The sequence below is a fragment of the Sporolactobacillus shoreae genome (genome assembly GCF_004684935.1).
GTDB lineage: Bacteria > Bacillota > Bacilli > Bacillales > Sporolactobacillaceae > Sporolactobacillus > Sporolactobacillus shoreae.
The window spans coordinates 46986-65386 of the sequence record NZ_SRJD01000011.1; the positions used below are offsets into that span (position 1 = coordinate 46986).

At 47.6% G+C, this 18401-nt stretch carries 14 protein-coding genes, 1 pseudogene, 1 riboswitch and 1 other annotated feature; of the genes and pseudogenes, 11 read left to right on the forward strand and 4 right to left on the reverse strand.

Annotation, left to right across the window (positions count from 1 at the left end; genetic code table 11):
- Positions 1-4: 4 nt before the first annotated feature.
- On the reverse strand, positions 5-904 hold the full coding sequence (locus E4665_RS10445) for a LysR family transcriptional regulator (protein ID WP_135348745.1): 900 nt from the start codon (positions 902-904) through the stop codon (positions 5-7).
- Positions 905-1133: 229 nt separating this feature from the next.
- Between E4665_RS10445 and E4665_RS10450 the strand changes: the two genes are divergently transcribed.
- The 4 genes and pseudogenes from E4665_RS10450 (at position 1134) to nrdG (ending at position 6377) form a co-directional block, all read left to right on the forward strand.
- Positions 1134-2420 carry an aspartate aminotransferase family protein gene (locus E4665_RS10450; protein ID WP_135348746.1) on the forward strand — a complete coding sequence of 429 codons (1287 nt, stop codon included), beginning with the start codon at positions 1134-1136 and terminating at the stop codon, positions 2418-2420.
- A gap of 138 nt (positions 2421-2558) precedes the next feature.
- On the forward strand, positions 2559-3410 hold the full coding sequence (locus E4665_RS10455) for a Cof-type HAD-IIB family hydrolase (protein ID WP_135348747.1): 852 nt from the start codon (positions 2559-2561) through the stop codon (positions 3408-3410).
- Between the two features lie 557 nt (positions 3411-3967).
- Positions 3968-5809: pseudogene (gene nrdD / locus E4665_RS10460) on the forward strand (anaerobic ribonucleoside-triphosphate reductase); the annotation flags it as partial.
- 25 nt (positions 5810-5834) lie between these two features.
- Positions 5835-6377 (forward strand): anaerobic ribonucleoside-triphosphate reductase activating protein, encoded by a 543-nt coding sequence (gene nrdG, locus E4665_RS10465; protein ID WP_135348748.1) that lies wholly within the window; start codon positions 5835-5837, stop codon positions 6375-6377.
- 47 nt (positions 6378-6424) lie between these two features.
- Here the strand turns inward: nrdG and rnhA are convergent, their stop codons facing one another.
- Positions 6425-6883, reverse strand: a complete 459-nt coding sequence (gene rnhA, locus E4665_RS10470; RefSeq protein ID WP_135348749.1) for a ribonuclease HI — start codon at positions 6881-6883, stop codon at positions 6425-6427.
- Between the two features lie 270 nt (positions 6884-7153).
- Between rnhA and E4665_RS10475 the strand changes: the two genes are divergently transcribed.
- The 3 genes from E4665_RS10475 to E4665_RS10485 all read left to right on the forward strand — a co-directional run bounded on the left by E4665_RS10475 (position 7154) and on the right by E4665_RS10485 (position 11750).
- Entirely contained in the window at positions 7154-8074 is a 921-nt protein-coding gene (locus E4665_RS10475) for a ketopantoate reductase family protein (RefSeq protein WP_135348750.1), read from the forward strand.
- Positions 8075-8163: 89 nt separating this feature from the next.
- Positions 8164-9006: a C39 family peptidase gene (locus tag E4665_RS10480; protein WP_135348751.1), complete on the forward strand. Its 843-nt coding sequence runs from the start codon at positions 8164-8166 to the stop codon at positions 9004-9006.
- Between the two features lie 152 nt (positions 9007-9158).
- Positions 9159-9246: riboswitch (cyclic di-GMP riboswitch) on the forward strand.
- 353 nt (positions 9247-9599) lie between these two features.
- A complete protein-coding gene (locus tag E4665_RS10485) occupies positions 9600-11750 on the forward strand; it encodes an SH3 domain-containing protein (protein ID WP_135348752.1) in 2151 nt (716 codons plus the stop codon).
- Positions 11751-11851: 101 nt separating this feature from the next.
- Here E4665_RS10485 and E4665_RS10490 read toward each other — a convergent pair whose 3' ends face one another.
- Both E4665_RS10490 and E4665_RS10495 read right to left on the reverse strand, forming a co-directional pair.
- Positions 11852-12451, reverse strand: coding sequence for an LOG family protein (locus E4665_RS10490; protein WP_135348753.1), 600 nt, complete (start codon positions 12449-12451; stop codon positions 11852-11854).
- Between the two features lie 161 nt (positions 12452-12612).
- Positions 12613-13428, reverse strand: coding sequence for an undecaprenyl-diphosphate phosphatase (locus tag E4665_RS10495; RefSeq protein WP_135348754.1), 816 nt, complete (start codon positions 13426-13428; stop codon positions 12613-12615).
- A gap of 285 nt (positions 13429-13713) precedes the next feature.
- Positions 13714-13942 (forward strand) — a binding site (T-box leader).
- A gap of 150 nt (positions 13943-14092) precedes the next feature.
- Here E4665_RS10495 and argC point away from each other — a divergent pair.
- The 4 genes from argC to E4665_RS10515 are packed head-to-tail and all read left to right on the forward strand — an operon-like array spanning position 14093 to position 18392.
- Positions 14093-15130 (forward strand): N-acetyl-gamma-glutamyl-phosphate reductase, encoded by a 1038-nt coding sequence (gene argC, locus E4665_RS10500; RefSeq protein WP_135348755.1) that lies wholly within the window; start codon positions 14093-14095, stop codon positions 15128-15130.
- Positions 15131-15144: 14 nt separating this feature from the next.
- The gene (gene argJ / locus E4665_RS10505; RefSeq protein WP_135348756.1) at positions 15145-16371 is read left to right on the forward strand and encodes a bifunctional ornithine acetyltransferase/N-acetylglutamate synthase; all 1227 of its coding nucleotides are present in this window, start codon (positions 15145-15147) and stop codon (positions 16369-16371) included.
- A 28-nt stretch (positions 16372-16399) separates the two neighbouring features.
- Positions 16400-17203 (forward strand): acetylglutamate kinase, encoded by an 804-nt coding sequence (gene argB, locus E4665_RS10510; protein ID WP_135348757.1) that lies wholly within the window; start codon positions 16400-16402, stop codon positions 17201-17203.
- A complete protein-coding gene (locus E4665_RS10515) occupies positions 17196-18392 on the forward strand; it encodes an aspartate aminotransferase family protein (RefSeq protein WP_135348758.1) in 1197 nt (398 codons plus the stop codon). The genes argB and E4665_RS10515 overlap by 8 nt, the downstream gene beginning before the upstream one ends.
- Positions 18393-18401 lie beyond the last annotated feature (9 nt).

The following is an 18401-nucleotide window of genomic DNA, read 5'->3' on the forward strand; positions in this document are numbered from 1 at the left end:
GGTGTCAGAGGCGATCGGTATGGATTGCATTCCAGTTCTGTTCAATGAGCCGGATCAGACGCATCGTTCGTTCATCACTTAATTTATGGGTGGCGATAATCAACGAGGTCATGATTTTCACCGGCTTTTTGTTGAACGGGATCTCGATCAGCTGTCCTGCAACAAGCTCCGAGCGGACCAGGTTCCGGCTGATCAGGCCGATACCGATATCGTTCATGACGGCACTTTTCACAGCTTCGAGGCTGCTGGAGACGATCACGTTCTGTGGATTAATGCCGGCCTCCCTGATATAGTTTTCCATCTGCTGATGAAACGTACCGGATATTTCATAGCGGATAAAGGGAAAATGGTGTACCAGTTCAGAGGGCTTTTGCTTCCTGACCAGATTCTGTGAAGCAATCAGCACAAGATCTTCTTCTTCGGATATGACCACATTTGTAATGCCGTTTTTATGGTATGTTCCGGAGATGATGCCGATATCATATTCATTGCTGTCAATGCCTGTGATCACCTGATCACTGTCGCAGGATACCAGCCGGATACCGGAACCGGGAAAGTGATCCAGGTACTTACGAATGATCATCGGGAAGTAATGCGTGCAGAAGGTTTCCGAGGCGGCGATCACCAGCCGGACAGTTCCCGAGGGATCCGGCTCCGACAGTTCCCGGCGCATTTCATCCAGTGAAGTGAAGAGCCGGTCCGCGTAGCGCTTCATGATCGCACCCCTGGAGGTCAGGAAGGTCTGCTTTCCGATTCTGAAGAACAGCGGATGCCCGATTTCATTTTCAAGCGACCGGATCTGTGCCGTCACGGCTGGTTGAGAGAGATTAAGCAATTTGGCTGCTTGGGTAAAATTAAGCTTCTCCGCGGCTAGCCGAAATGTTTTTAGATTTCTCAGTTCCATATCGTGCAGCTCCTTGTACAGACAGGTTTCAATAATATCGAAGGATGAATCAAACGATCTTTTAAATTATTATATAATAAATGATCCATTGTTTTGGGTAAGCCCGGGTTCTTTTTATAACTAGGCTCAGTTTAAATTCACTGTTGATTTTTTTCACTCCATTGATGGAGCGAAAAACAACAAACAGTTAACAAAGCCTACAACTAAAAGTAAAGAGGTTGTTGCCATCATGTCTGAAAAAAGTATGTACGAAAAGTCACTCGATCTTTTTCCTCCTGTTGCGGGCCGCGCCACACATCTCGGGATTGTCAGGGGAGAAGGTGCCTATGTCTGGGATGAGGCGGGCAAAAGATATCTTGATTTTGCCAGCGGCGTCGCCGTAGTCAATTGCGGACACAACAATCCGGCGGTCATTGAAAAAGCTAAGGAACAGATGGAGCAGCTCGTTCATGGGGGACACAATGTCGTCTATTATCAGTCGTATATTGATCTGGCCGAAAAAATACTGGGTCATGTCGGGCCGGACTATAAAATCTACTTTTCAAACAGCGGCGCGGAAGCGAACGAAGCCGCGATTAAGCTGGCCAAACAGGTGACGCGTCGCCCCGGCATCATCACGTTCAAGCACAGTTTTCACGGGCGGACACTGGCGACGGCGACACTGACCGCTTCGAACGCGAAGTACAGGAGAAATTATGAAGGGCTGCTGCCAAGTGTCTATTATGCCGAATACCCTTATGCCTCGCGTACGGGGCTGACAGAAGAACAGGAAGTGGCCCGCTGCCTCAATCAGCTTGATGAAATTTTCCATGATCTGATCGAGCCGGAGCAGGTGGCCGTCATGATCCTCGAGCCTGTTCAGGGTGAAGGCGGATATATTGTGCCACCCAAGGCTTTTCTGCAGGCGTTACGCAGGATTTGCGACGAGCACGGAATCCTTCTTGCATTCGACGAAGTGCAGACCGGATTTGGTCGGACAGGGAAAATCTTTGCGTATGAAAATTTTGGCGTAAAACCGGACATCATGTCCCTCGCCAAGGCGATTGCCAATGGCTTTCCGCTGAGCGCCATTGTGGCGAAGCGTGAACTGATGGACCAATGGCCCGCAGGAACCCATGGCGGGACATTCGGCGGCAATCCGGTAGCCTGCGCGGCCGGGGTGGCGGTTTTTGATCTGCTCGAAGGAGGCCTTGCCGACCATGCTGCGGCAATCGGGGCCTATTTTAAGAAAAAGCTTGAAGCATTGAAAGAAAAACATGAAGAAATTCTTGAAATAAGAGGACTTGGCCTGATGATCGGTGCGGAATTCGTCGACCACGAAGGTAAACCGGATGCGGCGCTTGTCACGGCGATCCGCGAGAAGGCATTGGAGAAAGGACTGATCCTGCTTTCCTGCGGCGTGGATCATAATGTGATTCGTTTTATTCCGCCCCTGATCGTGAAAGAGGAGCAGATTGATGCGGCGATGAAGATCATCACCGAAAGTGTTGAAGAGTCCTTGCAGGCCGTTCACTGAGTGCAAAAGATCAAATTTTTAAAGGGTGCGGAAAGTAAAAAATTCTGCATCCTTTTTCAAATCATTTTTTAAAGCGCTGTCATTGTATGGTAAAATAAAACAGTATAGTGGGACGTTTATGAAGAAGGTGGGACAAAAATGTATCAGACAGTGATGACAGATCTCGACGGGACGGTTTTGACGCCGGTAAACACAGTGAATGCGGAATTAACGGATTATCTGAAGATACTTCGGGATCGCGGCGTACGCATTTTTGCTGTAACGGGCCGTTCGCTCAGCGAAGCGCAGGAGGTGCTGCCAACCGATTTCCCGATTGAAGGCATTGTCACGGCAAACGGCATGTCTGTATATGCAGGGACGAAACAAATTTTTCAGAGTGCCTTGCCGGGACAGCTTGTCGCAAAATTGCTGCATCGTGCAGAATCTGAACAGCTCTACTACCAGCTGCATCCAAGCAGCGGAGGAAAGATAGCTTTGACACGCGACAGGACGTATTTTGAAGAACAGATTGGCGGAGATCAGCCTGAGTCGGTATCCGAAAATGAATGGCTGTCACGTAAAAAAGCAGTATTCGGAGACATGATCTGGAAGGAGGATTTAAGTGCCAGCGAGCAGGAGGCAATCAGTAAAATTTATTTTTTCAGTAAAAGTGTCGCGAAAATGGACGAATGGAAAACGGAGCTTGCGTCACTCAGTGATGAGAAACCCTTCGATTATTTCTCTTCATCTCACAGCAATGTTGAAGTGAACGCCAAGGACATTTCCAAGGCGAGCGGCATCCGGATACTGCTTCGTTATTTTCATCTGTCACCTGAATCAGCACTCGTATTCGGTGACGGAGAAAATGACCTCCCGATGTTTCAGATTGCCGGTCATGCCGTGGCCATGAAGAATGCGCCGGATCATATTAAGGAACAGGCCGATGAGGTCACCGATTTTTCCTATGCGGAAAACGGGCTGTATCATTTTCTGAAAAAAACCTTTGGTTGATGCAAATTTTCAAAGGGCGAATATCAGATGAAAATTAGCAAATTGGTTATTCCAAGCTTCTTTATCTTATATCTGTTCATTTTTTCGGGCTGTGCCTTATTGGCTAGTCCGAGCGAAAAAATTCAGTGTGAACTACTCGGCTATTAATAGCCGAGTAGTTCACCTAAGCCACGACAAAAGTTTTGAAGTCAATAACGATATATCTGAGTTCACGTTAACGAATTAAAGAAATAGCGCTGGATAATTCCGGAATAAGAAATAAGTTGGAGAAGCACTTAAAATTTGTGAAAGGACACACGATATATAGAGTGTCAGGACTTTCTTCGCAATACACAAAAAACATGAGACACATTATATTGCTTTACCTCGTGTTAACAAAATCGTCACAAAACAGAAAAATCCTCTTTTTTCGCACTGTTATCATAAAAAATGGCGAAATCCTCTCGAAACAACTACATCTTGTAGATTTTCCACTCTTGATCACACTATATATTGGATTATAATACTCCTATAAAGTTGATCGGGAGATGACGTAGTTGATCAAAGAGCCTGTACAGAAAACCAAAACATTGGACGATAAAATCCGCGACTTAATAAATATGGATGAATATGTAGCGAATGAAAACGCCAATAAAGATGAAAAGGTGTTTAATACGCAGCGCGATCTGCTTGCCGGAGTCGCAGCAAGAGATTATGCTCTGCGTCATATTCTTCCGAAAGAATTTGCTGATGCGCATAATGAGGGGATCATTCATTTTCACGATCTGGACTATTCCCCGTTCTTCAGCATGTACAACTGTATGCTGATTGACTTCAAAGGTATGTTGGAAAACGGTTTTTCGATCGGCAACGCCGACGTGGAGCAGCCAAGATCGATTAAGACAGCGACGGCGCTGGTGGCACAGATTGTGGCCAATGTTTCGTCTAATATTTACGGCGGGACTTCCTTTAACCGGGCCGACGAAGTGCTGGAACCCTACGCGAAAATCAGTTTTGAGAAGTATCTGAAGACAGCCAAGGCATGGCTTTCTGATCCGGAGGCACAGGAAAAATACGCTTACGCAATGACGGAAAAAGAAATTTATGACTCGATGCAGTCATTGGAATATGAAATTAATACTCTGTTCAGTTCCAATGGTCAGACACCATTTTTCACTTTGAATTTTGGCCTTGGGGAATCATGGTTCGCCCGAGAAATTCAGAAAGCGATCCTGAAGGTCAGAATTCTTGGACTGGGCCGCGATCACAAGACCGCTGTTTTCCCAAAACTGGTATTTACCATTAAGAACGGTCTGAATCTTCATCCGGATGATCCAAACTATGACATTAAAAAACTGGCCGTCGAATGCTCAACCAAACGGATGTATCCGGACATCTTGAATTATGACCGGATCGTGGAAGTTACCGGTGATTTCAAAGCGCCGATGGGCTGCCGCTCTTTCCTTCCTTCCTATCAGGAGAATGGCGAGTACATCGCCGACGGGCGGAACAATATGGGTGTGGTGACATTGAATATTCCAAGGATTGCGCTCGAGTCCAATGGCGACAAGGCAGCTTTCTGGAGCCTGTTTGAAGAACGTTTGGATCTCGTCTGCCGGGCTCTCGAATTCCGTATCCACACACTGGATAAGGTCAAGGCCAACAATGCACCGATCCTTTATCAATACGGAGCGACTGGCAAGCGGCTGCATGGCACGGATTCTGTAAGCGACATTTTCAAAAACGGGCGCGCGACGGTTTCGATGGGCTATATCGGACTCTATGAAGCAGCGACGGTCTTCTACGGACCGGAATGGGAACACAATCCGGAAGCGAAGACTTTTACCTTGGATATCGTCAAGCGCTTCAAGGAAGTATCCTTGCAATGGCGTGCTAAAACAGGATACGCGTTCAGTGTCTACGCGACACCTTCGGAGAGCCTGACAGACCGTTTTTGCCGGCTGGACAAGCAGCATTTCGGCAGCATTAAGGATATTACCGACAAGGACTATTATACGAACAGTTTCCATTATGACGTGCGGAAGAAAATCACTCCATTTGAAAAAATTGATTTTGAAAAAGATTATGAACCATATACGGCAGGCGGGTTCATCCATTACTGTGAGTTCCCATCCCTGATCAATAACCCTGAAGGGCTGGAAGCCGTATGGAATTACGCGTATGACCGAGTTGGCTATTTCGGAACAAACACACCGATCGATAAATGCTATGAATGCGGTTATGAAGGGGAATTTGAGTCGACGGCGGAAGGCTTCAAGTGCCCAAGCTGCGGCAACCACAATCCGGAAACCACCTCATGCATCCGTCGGCTGTGCGGCTATCTGGGATCCGTTATTCAGCGCAAACCGATCAAAGGCCGCCTGAAGGAAATCAACAGCCGGGAAAAACAGCAGAGCTGACAGACAGGCGAATGAGAGGGGGAAGATGCGGAGACAGAAACATGTCCACCGCATCCGGAAGACAATGAATTATGCGGACTATAAACGTTTTGATTTTCTGAACGGAACCGGGATCCGCCACTCTTTGTTTGTGAGCGGCTGCCATTTCCATTGCAAAGGCTGCTGGAACGCAGTTGCCTGGAACCCGAGTTTCGGAAAACCATATACGGAAGATGTTGAAAATAAGATTATTGACGATCTGAATCAGCCGGAACTGCCTGTGCAGGGCCTGTCCCTTCTTGGCGGTGAACCCTTCGATCACCCGGAAACGCTGACACATTTGGTCAGGCGGGTTAAATCGGAATGTAAGGGCAAGGATATCTGGTGCTGGACAGGCTTTCACTTTGAGGATCTGGTGAATGATCCGGAACGCAGAGAAATGCTGAATCAGATCGATGTACTGGTTGACGGACCGTTTGAGATTGATAAACGGAATCTGAAACTTAAATTCCGGGGTTCATCCAATCAGCGCGTCCTTAATGTGCAGGAATCGTTGAAAGAGAATCGGGCCGTTCTAAGATTCCAATGAAAAAATTAAAACCTGACCGGGAGCGGAATCCCGATCAGGTTTTTGTATTAACTCCTGCTCTCAATTTCATCCATGGCCTGATTGGCCAGCTCGTCTGCACGCTCATTCAGGGTAACTCCATGATGCCCTTTAACTTTATTAAAAGTAATCGCTTGTTGTCTGCCTGCGAGTTCGTTCAGCCGCATCCATAATTCTTTATTTTTTACAGGCTGCCCGCTGGCAGTTTTCCAGCCTTTTTTGACCCAGCCCGCCACCCAGCTGTTCATGCCATTGACAACATAGGCGCTGTCGATATAAAAAGAGACCGGAATATGTTCTGTTTTTAATGTTTCAAGAGAACGGATTGCTGCCGTCAGTTCCATAATATTGTTTGTTGTGTCCGCTGCGCCGCCATGCAATTCTTTCGAGCGGCCGCCATACTGAAGAACGGCGCCCCAGCCGCCAATATTATGATCTTCCTGATTACCGCGGCAACCTCCGTCACAATAGATAATAATGTTGTCCAAAAAAAATCACCTTTTTCACTGAGAGTTCACTTATTTATATTATAAACCGAGGCGATGCTTCAGCAAAAGGAGGAACGGATTTTCCAGACAATGATTCCGATCCGGGAAGCCCTCAAATCGAGCGGGTCTGAAAAGGTGACACTGTCTTAGAAAATATAATTAAAATACGCTAGAATGAATTTTAAGAATAAATTAAGAAAAAAAGTAGTTAATGAAGAATAGTGGCTCGGATTGAAACAGATCCGCGACGAATAAGGAGCGTGTAAGATCTTGAAAATTGCGGTACTTGGGGCCGGAGCGATCGGCTGTTTTTTCGGAGGGCTTCTGGAAAGAAAAGACATGGATGTCACGTTTGTCGCCAAGGGGAGGACACTGGAGCGGCTCCGTCAGCATGATCTGATTGTTAAAAGCATCCGTGGTGATTTTTCACTGCCGGTGAAGGTGGTCGATGCGGAGCAGCTTCGGGCGGAGGAAAACTATGATTTTATTCTGCTCGCGATTAAATCGACGGCGCTGGATGACGTTATTCCCAAACTGCGTACACTGTCCGGACCGAAAACAGAAATCGTCTGCCTGCTGAACGGCATTGGCAACGAGGAGAGGCTTGCTGAAATCTTCGGTGATGACCGGGTGGTCGGAGGGTCGGCATTTATATCGATTATCCGTGAAGCACCGGGAATTGTGAACCATGTCGGGGAAGGTACACTCATGATCGGGGAATGGAAGAAAGGGAAAAGCAGTAAATCGCTGGAGCATCTGGTGAAAGTTTTTCATGAATCCGGAATAAGAACGGAAATATCTGCTGATATCAGGCAAGTGAAATGGGAAAAACTGCTCTGGAATATCATCTATAATCCACTCACCGCGCTGACCGGTACTCGGGTCGGCGAAGCGCTTGATGATCCTGATCTGGCATATCTCCTCTCTCAGGTAAAAAGCGAATTTCTGAGCACGGCAGATGCGGCCGGTGTCAGCATAAGCACTGATTACACCAGCAAAGTGTTGCTTCCAAATCCGGAAGTGCAGAATCACAAGACGTCTATGCTTCAGGATCTTGAAAGCGGAAGAGAAATGGAACTTGAGGCAATACTGGGATTCGTGATCAAAACAGCGGACCAGTATAAGGTCCCGGTTAAAACAATTGAAACAATCTACCATTTGCTTCGCTTTACAGAAAGAAAACAAGGATGAAAGCGGAGTTTTAATTAATAGAATGTTTTTAGCAGACAATTTTTTGAAGAATGGCTAATGACGGCTGCCTTGACGGGGAGGGGAAACCCATGAATTCGGGGATAAAAAATGCGGGTATCATATTTCTGATTCTGCTCAGCGTCATTTTACTTATGACGCATTTAGTCGTTAAAGAATATGTCATAGCCGCGAAAAGTCCTCGATCAGGGGAATCTCAACGGGTCACAGTTCCTTCTGAAAAAAAGAAGCAGAAACCGCAGACGCCTAAAGTTCCCAAAACATCGCAGAAACCTCAACCAAAAAAAGAGGTGAAAAAGCAGGATAAGCCGTTGCCGAAAGAAATTCATCTCATTGAACCGTTTGTCAGCCAAAAACCGGAACTTCCAAATGGCTGCGAAATTTCCAGCCTCGCGATGCTACTTCGCTCCGCTGGAATTTCTGCAGACAAGATGGTACTGGCAGACCAGATGCCGAAAGTGCCGTTTTCTTCAGGAGGTTATAACGGAAATCCTAATGAAGGATTTGTCGGCAACATGTATCACGGATCAAAAGATAACCCCGGGCTGGCGGTGTATCACCGACCGGTTGCCAATCTTGCACGACAATATCTGGGTAATAGAGTTGAAGATTTGACGGGAAGTTCCTGGTCAGAAATAGAAAAACAGATTGTCGCCGGCCGGCCAGTCTGGGTAATTACGAGTATCAACTTCCAACCTGTTCCCGAATCTCAATGGGTAAACTGGCATACAAGGCAGGGAAACATTCGTATTTCATTTATGGAACACTCAGTGCTTGTCACAGGATATGGACAGAAGTTTGTCTACTTTAATAACCCACTTTCTGACGAGGGTAACAGCCGAGCGGACAAGTCTGACTTTATCTCTGCCTGGAAACAGTTTGGCAGCCAGGCGATCACCTATGGACCAAAGTAAACAGAGGCCATGAGCAAATGGAATCATTTTTCATAGGTTAATAATGTTGAAAGTGCCACCGGAGTCCGGAAGAAGCAGGACGGAATCACTGAAAGAACTTGTAAAATTTTACCGCGTGCGCTATATTAACACTATAGAATGGAAAATCTCTTATATCTAAAGGGCAAAACTGTTGAAAAGCAGTGACGCAAAGTCTCAGATCTAAAAGCATTTTTTGCTGACGATGGCTGGACTGCCGTACTTGACTGTTTGCGAATAGACATCAGGCGTAAATGAATGGGGATTTTTTTTATGGTCATCATACGCGTCTGTTAAAAATTGCTTCCTTTGGTCTATTTCTTTTGACATAGTCCCCGCGGCAATTTTTATTTTTCATAAACAATCAGAAAAGCAGTTTATTTCTCTCCTCCACGGCGGCGCGTTTTAAGTGCTCCGGATGTATCTTCATCTACACCAACCTTTGAGACTCCCTTTTCTTATCAAGAGATGAATATTTTCCCACTAAAACGATTAGGCCGGATACGGTTCTTCAGTTTGGACACGGATTAGAAAACTTTTCATCATTTTGATTCAATTTGTGGGGGTGCAGTACCTTGAATCCAAATCACAGCCTGGCAGCTATAGGAACTTTTGCAACAGCAGCAGCAGTAGCGGCGGTAGCTTCTGCGATGCCGTCCGACGTACTCGCGGCTTCTTTCCAGCCCTATACGGGGCAGGCGACAACAACTCTGAATGTCCGGAATACGCCCAGCACGGGTCAGCCCAGAATCGGGCTACTGAAACAGGGCGATACCTTTCAGGTAACCGGCATTGCGGGAAAGAGCGAAAAGGGAAACTGGCTGAAAATCGTCTATAAAAACAAATCAGCCTATGTCGACGGAGCCTATGTAGTTAAGGCGGCTGTGAAATCAAAACCAGCGCCGGCACAAGCCGTGCAAAAAGTTTCTGCTTATCAGGGCCAGACGACTGATAATTTGAATATCCGTTTCCTGCCGAATCTGAAGGGTACCATTCTGGCTACGCTCCAGAAGGGAACTCCTGTGACCGTTATAGGAAAAACTTCGGACGGCTGGCTGCAGATCAGCTATAAGAACGGTTCAGCCTATGTCTCTTCAACATATGTCAGTGCAGGCGGATCAATCGTGGCACCCCCAAAAACGATCTATACCGCCCAAACAACATCGAATTTAAATGTTCGCACTGGCACATCAACTTCAGATAAAATTTTGACCACTCTTAAAAAGGGAAGCAATGTCAATGTCGTTGGTACGAGCAGCAGTTGGCTGAAGATAAATTACAACAACAGTGTTGCCTATGTATCCGCGAAATATGTGGCAAAGCCAGGGAACAGCACCCCTGCACCTTCGCCGTCTGAGCCAAGTGCTCCGGCTAAAGTAGTGTATACGGGGACAACAACGGATGATTTGAATGTCCGGGCTGCGGCGAGTACATCGAGTCAAATAAAGGCAACTCTTAAGAAGGGAAGCAGCGTTGAAGTCATCGGTACGAGTGGCAGCTGGTTGAAGATAAATTACAACAACGGCGTCGCGTATGTATCCAGCTCGTATGTTGCTAAACCCGGCAGTACCCTTGCCACGCCCAAGGTCCAGTATACGGGAACGACGACCGATGATCTGAATGTCCGGGCTGCGGCGAGTACGTCAAGCCAAATAAAAACAACCCTGAAGAAGGGGAGCAGCGTTGAGGTCGTTAGCACAAGCGGCAGCTGGCTGGAAATTAAATACGGAAACGGAACGGCTTATGTTTCCAGTGATTATGTTCAGAAAGACGGGACTTCTACTTCCGGAGGCCAGCAGACAGCCCCTGCACCGATAGTGACCAGTACAAACACATACGGCGTGATTACCGGGTCAGGTGTCAATTTCAGAAAGGGGCCAGGTACTTCATATGGCAAGCTGACCTCTTTTCAGAAGGGCGCAAAAGTGGAATGGCTGACAACCACCGATAACGGATGGGTCAAGATCAGCTACAATGGCCAGGACGGCTATGTTTCCGACGCTTATATCACGCAGGAGACAGTAACGAATGAGCAGGCCGGCGATGTTGCCTATTCTTACACGAAATATCCGATGACTTTCGGACAGGCGCTAGCACTTGAACAGAAGGTAAACTCATCGTCTGATTTGGCTTATTATCTGAACCCCAATAATTTTCAACAGGGAACACCTGATTATTTCCAGTTTTTAAAACTGTCATCTCTTTCAGGAGTGACAGCATCGCAAGTGAACTCCTTGCTGAAGGGGGATGGGATCCTGGCGGGCCATGGTGCGGATTTTGTTCATGCCGCCCAAAAATATAGTGTGAATGAGATTTATCTCGTTGCGCACGCGCTGCTCGAGACAGGGAATGGAAATTCATCCCTTGCAAATGGAGTCTCCTATAAAGGATACACTGTTTATAATATGTTTGGTATCGGCGCATTTGATCTTGACCCGCTGAATGGCGGCGCGGCGCTCGCTCTTCAAGGAAAATGGTACACGCCGGCTGACGCAATTTTTGGCGGCGCAAAGTGGATTGCCGCCAACTATATCTATAACCAAAATTATCAGCAGGATACCTTATATAAAATGCGTTGGAATCCGGATGCCCTGGTTGGTGGGAGTGCGGCACATCAATATGCCACAGACACAGGCTGGGCTGTGAAACAAACAAGCAACATGGAAAAATTGTATGTTCAGGCCAAGCTCAAGAATCTTCTCTATGATGTTCCGCAATATAATTAATAGATTAAAAAGCAAAAACAGATCCACAAGCTGATTTCAGAACTTGCGGATCTTTTTTTTGTTCAGCTGAGAATGGATTGCCAAAGAAATAAAAAGCTGTCTCAATGTCCTGTCTTTCCTTTTGCCAGCTGGCGCCATTTGTTTCCGAGATCCGGAGGGATGTACGCGGCCATCTTGTCGAGCAGCTCATCAGGATTATCCGACACGCACAGCAGATCAAGGTTCGACTGATTAGCAAACTCATGGTCGATGGAGTGCTGAATCAATGTGAGAAGCGAATCGAAATAACCGGCGGCATTCAGCAGGCCGATGGGTTTATGATGAATACCAATCTGTGCCCAGCACAGGATTTCAAATAATTCGTCAAAGGTGCCAATTCCTCCGGGAAGCGCAATGAATCCGTCGGAGAGCTCATTCATTTTATCTTTCCGGGCATGCATGCTGTCAACTTCAAGAAGCCTTGTCAGATGAGTATGAGCCATTTCGCCGAGGACCAGTCCCTTTGGCATCACACCTGTGACTTCTCCACCTTTTTCAAGGACACGGTCGGCAATAATTCCCATCAGCCCAATGGATGAGCCGCCGTATATCAGACCCCATCCCTTGCGCGCAATCGCATCTCCAAGCTTGAGAGCTCCTGCCGCGTATTCCGGATCGTTTCCCAGATTTGATCCCGCATAAATACAAATGGTCTTGCTCAAACTCACCAACCTCCTTTTTGTATTCAGGAAGCACTTCTATCATTGTATCGCATATTTTCCGCGAGTAGCACACACAGGACAAATGGAAATAAAAAATCCCGTCTGGCATGACCTTGCATGTTTTGCAAAGCCATAGCCCGACGGGACAGTCGTCTTATTTTTTATCCAAAAAGTCCTGGGATTAGAATCCACAGCACACCAAAAGCGGCAGCAATAATAAAGCGATAGACGGCAAACGGTACGAGTGTATAACGTTTCAGCAATCTCATAAAGGTAACAATGGCCAACAGAGCCACAATGAAAGCCACAAAAAAACCGACAATAAAGAGCGGCAGGTTGGCTTTGATGACGCTGAGATCCTTTAAAACTTCAACTCCGCTGGCACCAATCATCATTGGAACTGCCAGAATGAAAGAAAATTCTGCAGCTGTTTTCCGTTCAACACCAGCGATGAGTCCACCCGACATCGTTGATCCCGACCGTGAAAAACCGGACCACAGGGAGAGGACCTGGAACAGGCCGATGACAAAGGCCTGGCTATAGCTGACCTGTGTTGTTCCATTACCTTCACGGCGTCCGGCCACCCATTCTGCAAAAATCATGACAATGCCCCCGACGACGAGCGCAATCAGAACACTTCCCGGCGAGAACAATTTAGATGTAATGAAATTCTTGAGAGCGACACCGAGAATTCCGGCCGGAATACCTGCGATAATGATGTGCAGCAGATTCAAATGGCTGGGTCCGCTTTTCGGAACATTACGATAGAAACCGAAAAGGCTCCACAACCTTTTCCAATAGAGTACAACAACAGCCAAGATCGAACCAAGCTGAATAATGACTTCAAAAACAACAGCTCTGTTACCTGTAAAGTGCAGCAGGTTTCCAACAAGAATCAGATGCCCTGTGGATGACACAGGCGCGAATTCAGTCAAGCCTTCAACAGCGCCCAGAATAATTGCAGTCAAAAGAAGCAATGGGTTCACCAACCTTAAAAGGTAATTTTCATAACAATTAAGAAAAGCCCTGATACAAGCTTATTCATTATAGCATAATCTTTTTCCGCCCCAGATAAGAAGATTATTAAATTTTGATGAGAGGTTGAGGAGCCTTTCTCATGAATTGGCCATGCCGGGAGCCAAAATGGCCGTCTGAAAAAAAGTTCAATGAATATGCATTTCGGGGTTGACTTCCTGCCCAGCCCCTGTATAATAGATAGCACCAAGCCAGAAATGACAGCAAGATTCCACAAATTCTATGAAATGAAGCCGATGAAGAAGAGAGTAGCAATAATAAGCTGCGGAAGCGAGCCGGGACGATGGGAGCCGGCGCAGCAGACTATTGTGAAACGCACTTCCGAGGCGACAGCCTGAAACAGTATGTAGGGCTGTCCGGGAGCTCCCGTTACAGAGAACCTAAGCAGATCTCCGATTTATTATGGAGATAACCAGAGTGGTACCGCGGGCAATGTGATCAACGCTCGTCTCTTTTATCGATAAAAGAGGCGGGCGTTTTTAATTTATTTCTGGGGAAACAGGGAAATAAGGCGGTCATTTACTCAGCCGGTTTACTTCTCTGAAGCAGCAGTGGACTAAATGAAGAGTGAAAAAAGCGAATGTTCTTAAACTGGAGGCAATTCAGGTGAAAGCAGGTATTGTAGGAGCAAATGGTTATAGCGGCATTGAGTTGATTCGTCTGTTAATGAATCATCCCTCCATCGAATTGGAAATGCTGGTTTCTCATTCCACAAAGGGGGCATCCATTTCCGATGTCTACCCTCATTTGTCCGGACTGCTGGATAAACCGCTTGAAGACTTCGACGCGGATAAACTTGCCGAAAGGGTGGATGTCGTTTTCTTCGCAACTCCGGCAGGCATCAGTAAGGATCTTCTGCCGGAATGTCTGAAGCGCGGTCTGACCTGCATCGATCTTTCCGGTGACTTTCGCCTGAAGGATCCTGAAGCATATGAAACTTGGTATCATCACGCGCCGGCAGATGCTTCTCTTCTGAACGACGCGGTTTACGGACTCTCGGAGGTCAACCGAAGGCAGATCGAAGGGGCGAGTTTTATTGCCAACCCCGGCTGTTATCCGACAGCTACACTGCTTGGTCTCGCGCCCGCACTTAAGGACGGGGCGATTGATCCGGGCTCGATCATCATCGACGGGAAATCGGGTGTCTCAGGATCAGGGAAACAGATGGTACTTGGGAACCTGTACTGTGAAGTTAATGAGAGTGTGAAAGCCTATAAACTTGGCACACATAAGCATCTGCCTGAAATTGAGCAGGAAATCGCGGCACTCAGCGGAGAAACTCATCCGGTGACTTTTACAACACATTTGATACCGATGACCCGGGGGCTGATGACAACCATATATGCGACGATGGAAAAAGGCTATTCAACCCGGGAGTTTCTTCAGCTCTATGAACGGTACTATGAGAAATCACCTTTTGTCAGGATCAGGCCGATAGGCACATGGCCTGCGACAAAAGAGGTTGTCGGATCAAATTTCTGTGATATCGGGCTGAATGTCGACGGACGGTCAAGGCGCCTGACGATTGTGTCAGTCATTGATAATGTGGTTAAAGGCGCCGCAGGTCAGGCAATTCAGAATCTGAACATAATTAAGGGATGGGACGAACAGACCGGACTCAAGCTTACCCCGATCTATCCGTGAGAAGGAGAAAAATCGTGGAAAAAATAATAGAACAGCATTCAAAATTCATAGAAATAAAGAACGGCAGTGTCGGCTCACCAAAGGGTTTTATCACAGGTGGCCAGAACATCGGGATGAGAAGAAGTAAACCGGATATGGGCTGGATTTATTCACAGGTACCGGCTGCGGCAGCCGGTGTCTACACCACAAACCTTTTTCAGGCGGCACCGCTTAAGGTCACTAAGGAGAGCCTGGCGGAGGAGAACAGCCTTCAGGCGATACTTGTCAATACCGTCAGTGCGAACTCATGTACCGGGGAAGAAGGTATGGCAAATGCCTTCACAACCAGAAAATGGATCGCCGATCATCTCGGCCTGCCGGAACATCTTGTCGGAGTAGCCTCCACCGGCGTGATTGGGCTTCAGCTTCCGATGGATAAAATGGAAAAAGGGATCAACAGAATTTCGCTTCAGGGGGCAGACGCGCCTTTTGAAGAAGCAATCCTGACAACAGATACACATTCGAAACATCTGGCTGTCCAATTTGAAATTGATGGCAAAACAGTTACGATCGGTGGCGCGTGCAAGGGCTCCGGAATGATTCGCCCGAATATGGCCACGATGCTTGGCTTTGTGACGACGGACGCCGCGGTTGATTCAGAAGATCTGCACGCCGCACTTAAATCAGTAACAGACCGTACGTTTAACCGAATTACAGTGGATGGTGATACGAGCACCAACGATATGGTTCTTGTTCTGGCAAACGGAATGGCGGGAAATACGAAACTAACATCGGAACATCCTGAATGGGGAACCTTTCTCGCCGGTTTGAAAGCGGTCTGTCAGGGACTTGCCAAGTTCATCGCCGGTGACGGTGAAGGAGCGACGAAACTGATTGAAGTCCGGGTGACCGGCGCGAAAAATGAACACTCGGCGGATGCGATCAGCAAATCAATTGTCGGCTCGAGCCTGGTTAAGACGGCCATATTCGGCAGTGACGCCAATTGGGGACGCGTTGTCTGCGCGATGGGGTACAGCGGCGAATCGTTTGACCCCGATAAAGTGACACTGGATATTGGCGGAATAACTCTTTTTGCGAGCGGTATTCCGGTCGCATTCAGTGAGGAAGAAGCCAAGGCCTATCTTGACCAGGACAGCATCGTAATTCATGCGGATATGGGTGAAGGCAGCGGCGAAGCTGTGGCGTGGGGCTGCGACCTCACTTACAATTACGTGAAGATCAACGCTTCTTACCGCTCATAAAACTTTTGATAACTTGCAGGAGGAAAAAATGAATCATTATCTGGTGATTAAATGCGGCGGATCTGTTTTTGATAAACTGACTCCTGCATTTTTCAAAAGCATACAGGCGATCCAGGCGGACGGAAAGTGGAAACCGATTATTGTTCATGGCGGCGGTCCCGCAATCTCACAGACACTGGAAAAACGTCAGATACCGACAGCGTTTCACAATGGGCTGCGTGTGACGACAAAAGAAGTACTGGAAGTCGTTGAAGCGGTATTGAGCGGGACGATGAACAAACAGCTGGTCGCAAACATCTGCAACGCAGGCGGCAAGGCTGCCGGGGTGAGCGGTATTGATGGCCACCTGTTCACAGCGTCGCCCTCCGAAGACCGGGCCCTAGGATTCGTAGGCGATATCGTGTCGGTTCATCCGGAAATCGTCACAGACCTTTGTGACAAAGGATTGATTCCTGTGGTTTCGCCGATTTCGATGGATAGAATGGGGCAGCATTACAATATTAATGCGGATCAGGCGGCGGCGGCCATCGCTTCCGCGCTGAACGGAAGATTGTGCTTTATCAGTGACGTGCCCGGTATCCTTGTCGAGCAGAATGGCAAAATGCAGCGCCTTGATCAAGTCTCTGACCAGGAGATTGCAAACCTTATTGAAACCAAAAAAATCAGCGGTGGCATGATTCCAAAAGTAATGGCTGCGGTGGAGAGCTTAAGGCGGCATGTCCCCGAAGTTGTTATTGTCAGCGGCACGATGCCGGATTGCCTGATTGACTATACAAAGGGTGCTAAGGTAGGCACCAGAATATTTCTTAAAGAGGAGGCTCTCCATGCTTAATATGGAATCTGTGGAAAAAATAGCTCCGGTCATGTCGGCGTACGGCCGCTTTCCGGTAACGATTGTCAAAGGAAAAGGCTGCTATGTCTGGGATGATGCAGGGAAAAAATATCTTGATTTTACCTCTGGAATTGCGGTGTGCGCCCTTGGTCATGTGCCTGACGCTGTCGAAGAAGTGCTGAAAAAGCAGCTGGATACACTGTGGCACTGCTCGAACCTTTTTCATATAGCATCTCAGGAAAAGCTGGCAGGAATGCTGACCAAGCTGACATGTTGCGACCAGGTCTTCTTCTGCAACAGCGGTGCGGAAGCGAATGAAGGGGCAATCAAGCTTGCCCGCCGCTACGCGCATCTGATCAAGGGAAAAGATAATGGGCATATTGTGACCTTCAATCACTCGTTCCACGGGCGGACGATGGCGACACTGACAGCGACAGCCCAAGAGAAAATTCAAAATGGTTTTGGCCCGCTAATGCCGGGATTCCGCTATCTTCCTTATAACAGCGATGAAGCCATTCAGGCTCTTAAGGAAGATGACGACTGCATCGCGGTGATGCTCGAAATGGTACAGGGCGAAGGCGGAGTAATTCCTGCCGACCCATCATGGATTAAAGCGCTGGCCGACGTGTGCAAGGAAAAAGGGATGCTGCTGATGGTCGATGAAGTCCAGACAGGCATCGGACGTACCGGTACACTGTTCGCTTATCAGCAGTACGGCATTGAACCGGATGTCGTGACTGCGGCGAAAGCGCTGGGATCAGGCATTCCGATCGGGGCATTCATGGCGAAGAAGCACGTGTCACAGGTCATGACCCCGGGGACTCACGGCTCGACTTTTGGCGGCAATCCGTTTGCGACAACGGCAGGCGTGGCGACGCTGGAAGCATTTGAAAAGCAGCATGTGCTGGAACACTGCGAAAAGAGTGCGGCATACCTGAACGGCAAACTGATTGAACTAAAGGCAAAATATCCCGGCCTGATAAAAGATGTTCGCGGGAAAGGCCTTTTAATCGGTGTTGAGACAACTTTTCCGGCAATTGATGCCGTGAATCAGCTAAGGGAAGAGCAAAATGTGCTGATTCTGACCGCGGGAAAAAATGTATTGCGTATTTTACCGCCTCTTGTGGTAACCAATTCGGAAATCGATCACTTTATTAAGGCCTTGGGCGAGGTCCTGAACAAACAATAAAAAGGGGGG

Excerpts from the sequence above, each read along its gene's own strand:
- E4665_RS10455 (WP_135348747.1), top strand. The coding sequence starts at position 2,559 with ATGTATCAGACAGTGATGACAGATCTCGACGGGACGGTTTTGACGCCG.
- E4665_RS10480 (WP_135348751.1), top strand. The coding sequence starts at position 8,164 with ATGAATTCGGGGATAAAAAATGCGGGTATCATATTTCTGATTCTGCTC.
- E4665_RS10445 (WP_135348745.1), bottom strand. The coding sequence starts at position 904 with ATGGAACTGAGAAATCTAAAAACATTTCGGCTAGCCGCGGAGAAGCTT.
- nrdG (WP_135348748.1), top strand. The coding sequence starts at position 5,835 with ATGCGGAGACAGAAACATGTCCACCGCATCCGGAAGACAATGAATTAT.
- E4665_RS10515 (WP_135348758.1), top strand. The coding sequence starts at position 17,196 with ATGCTTAATATGGAATCTGTGGAAAAAATAGCTCCGGTCATGTCGGCG.
- E4665_RS10450 (WP_135348746.1), top strand. The coding sequence starts at position 1,134 with ATGTCTGAAAAAAGTATGTACGAAAAGTCACTCGATCTTTTTCCTCCT.
- argB (WP_135348757.1), top strand. The coding sequence starts at position 16,400 with ATGAATCATTATCTGGTGATTAAATGCGGCGGATCTGTTTTTGATAAA.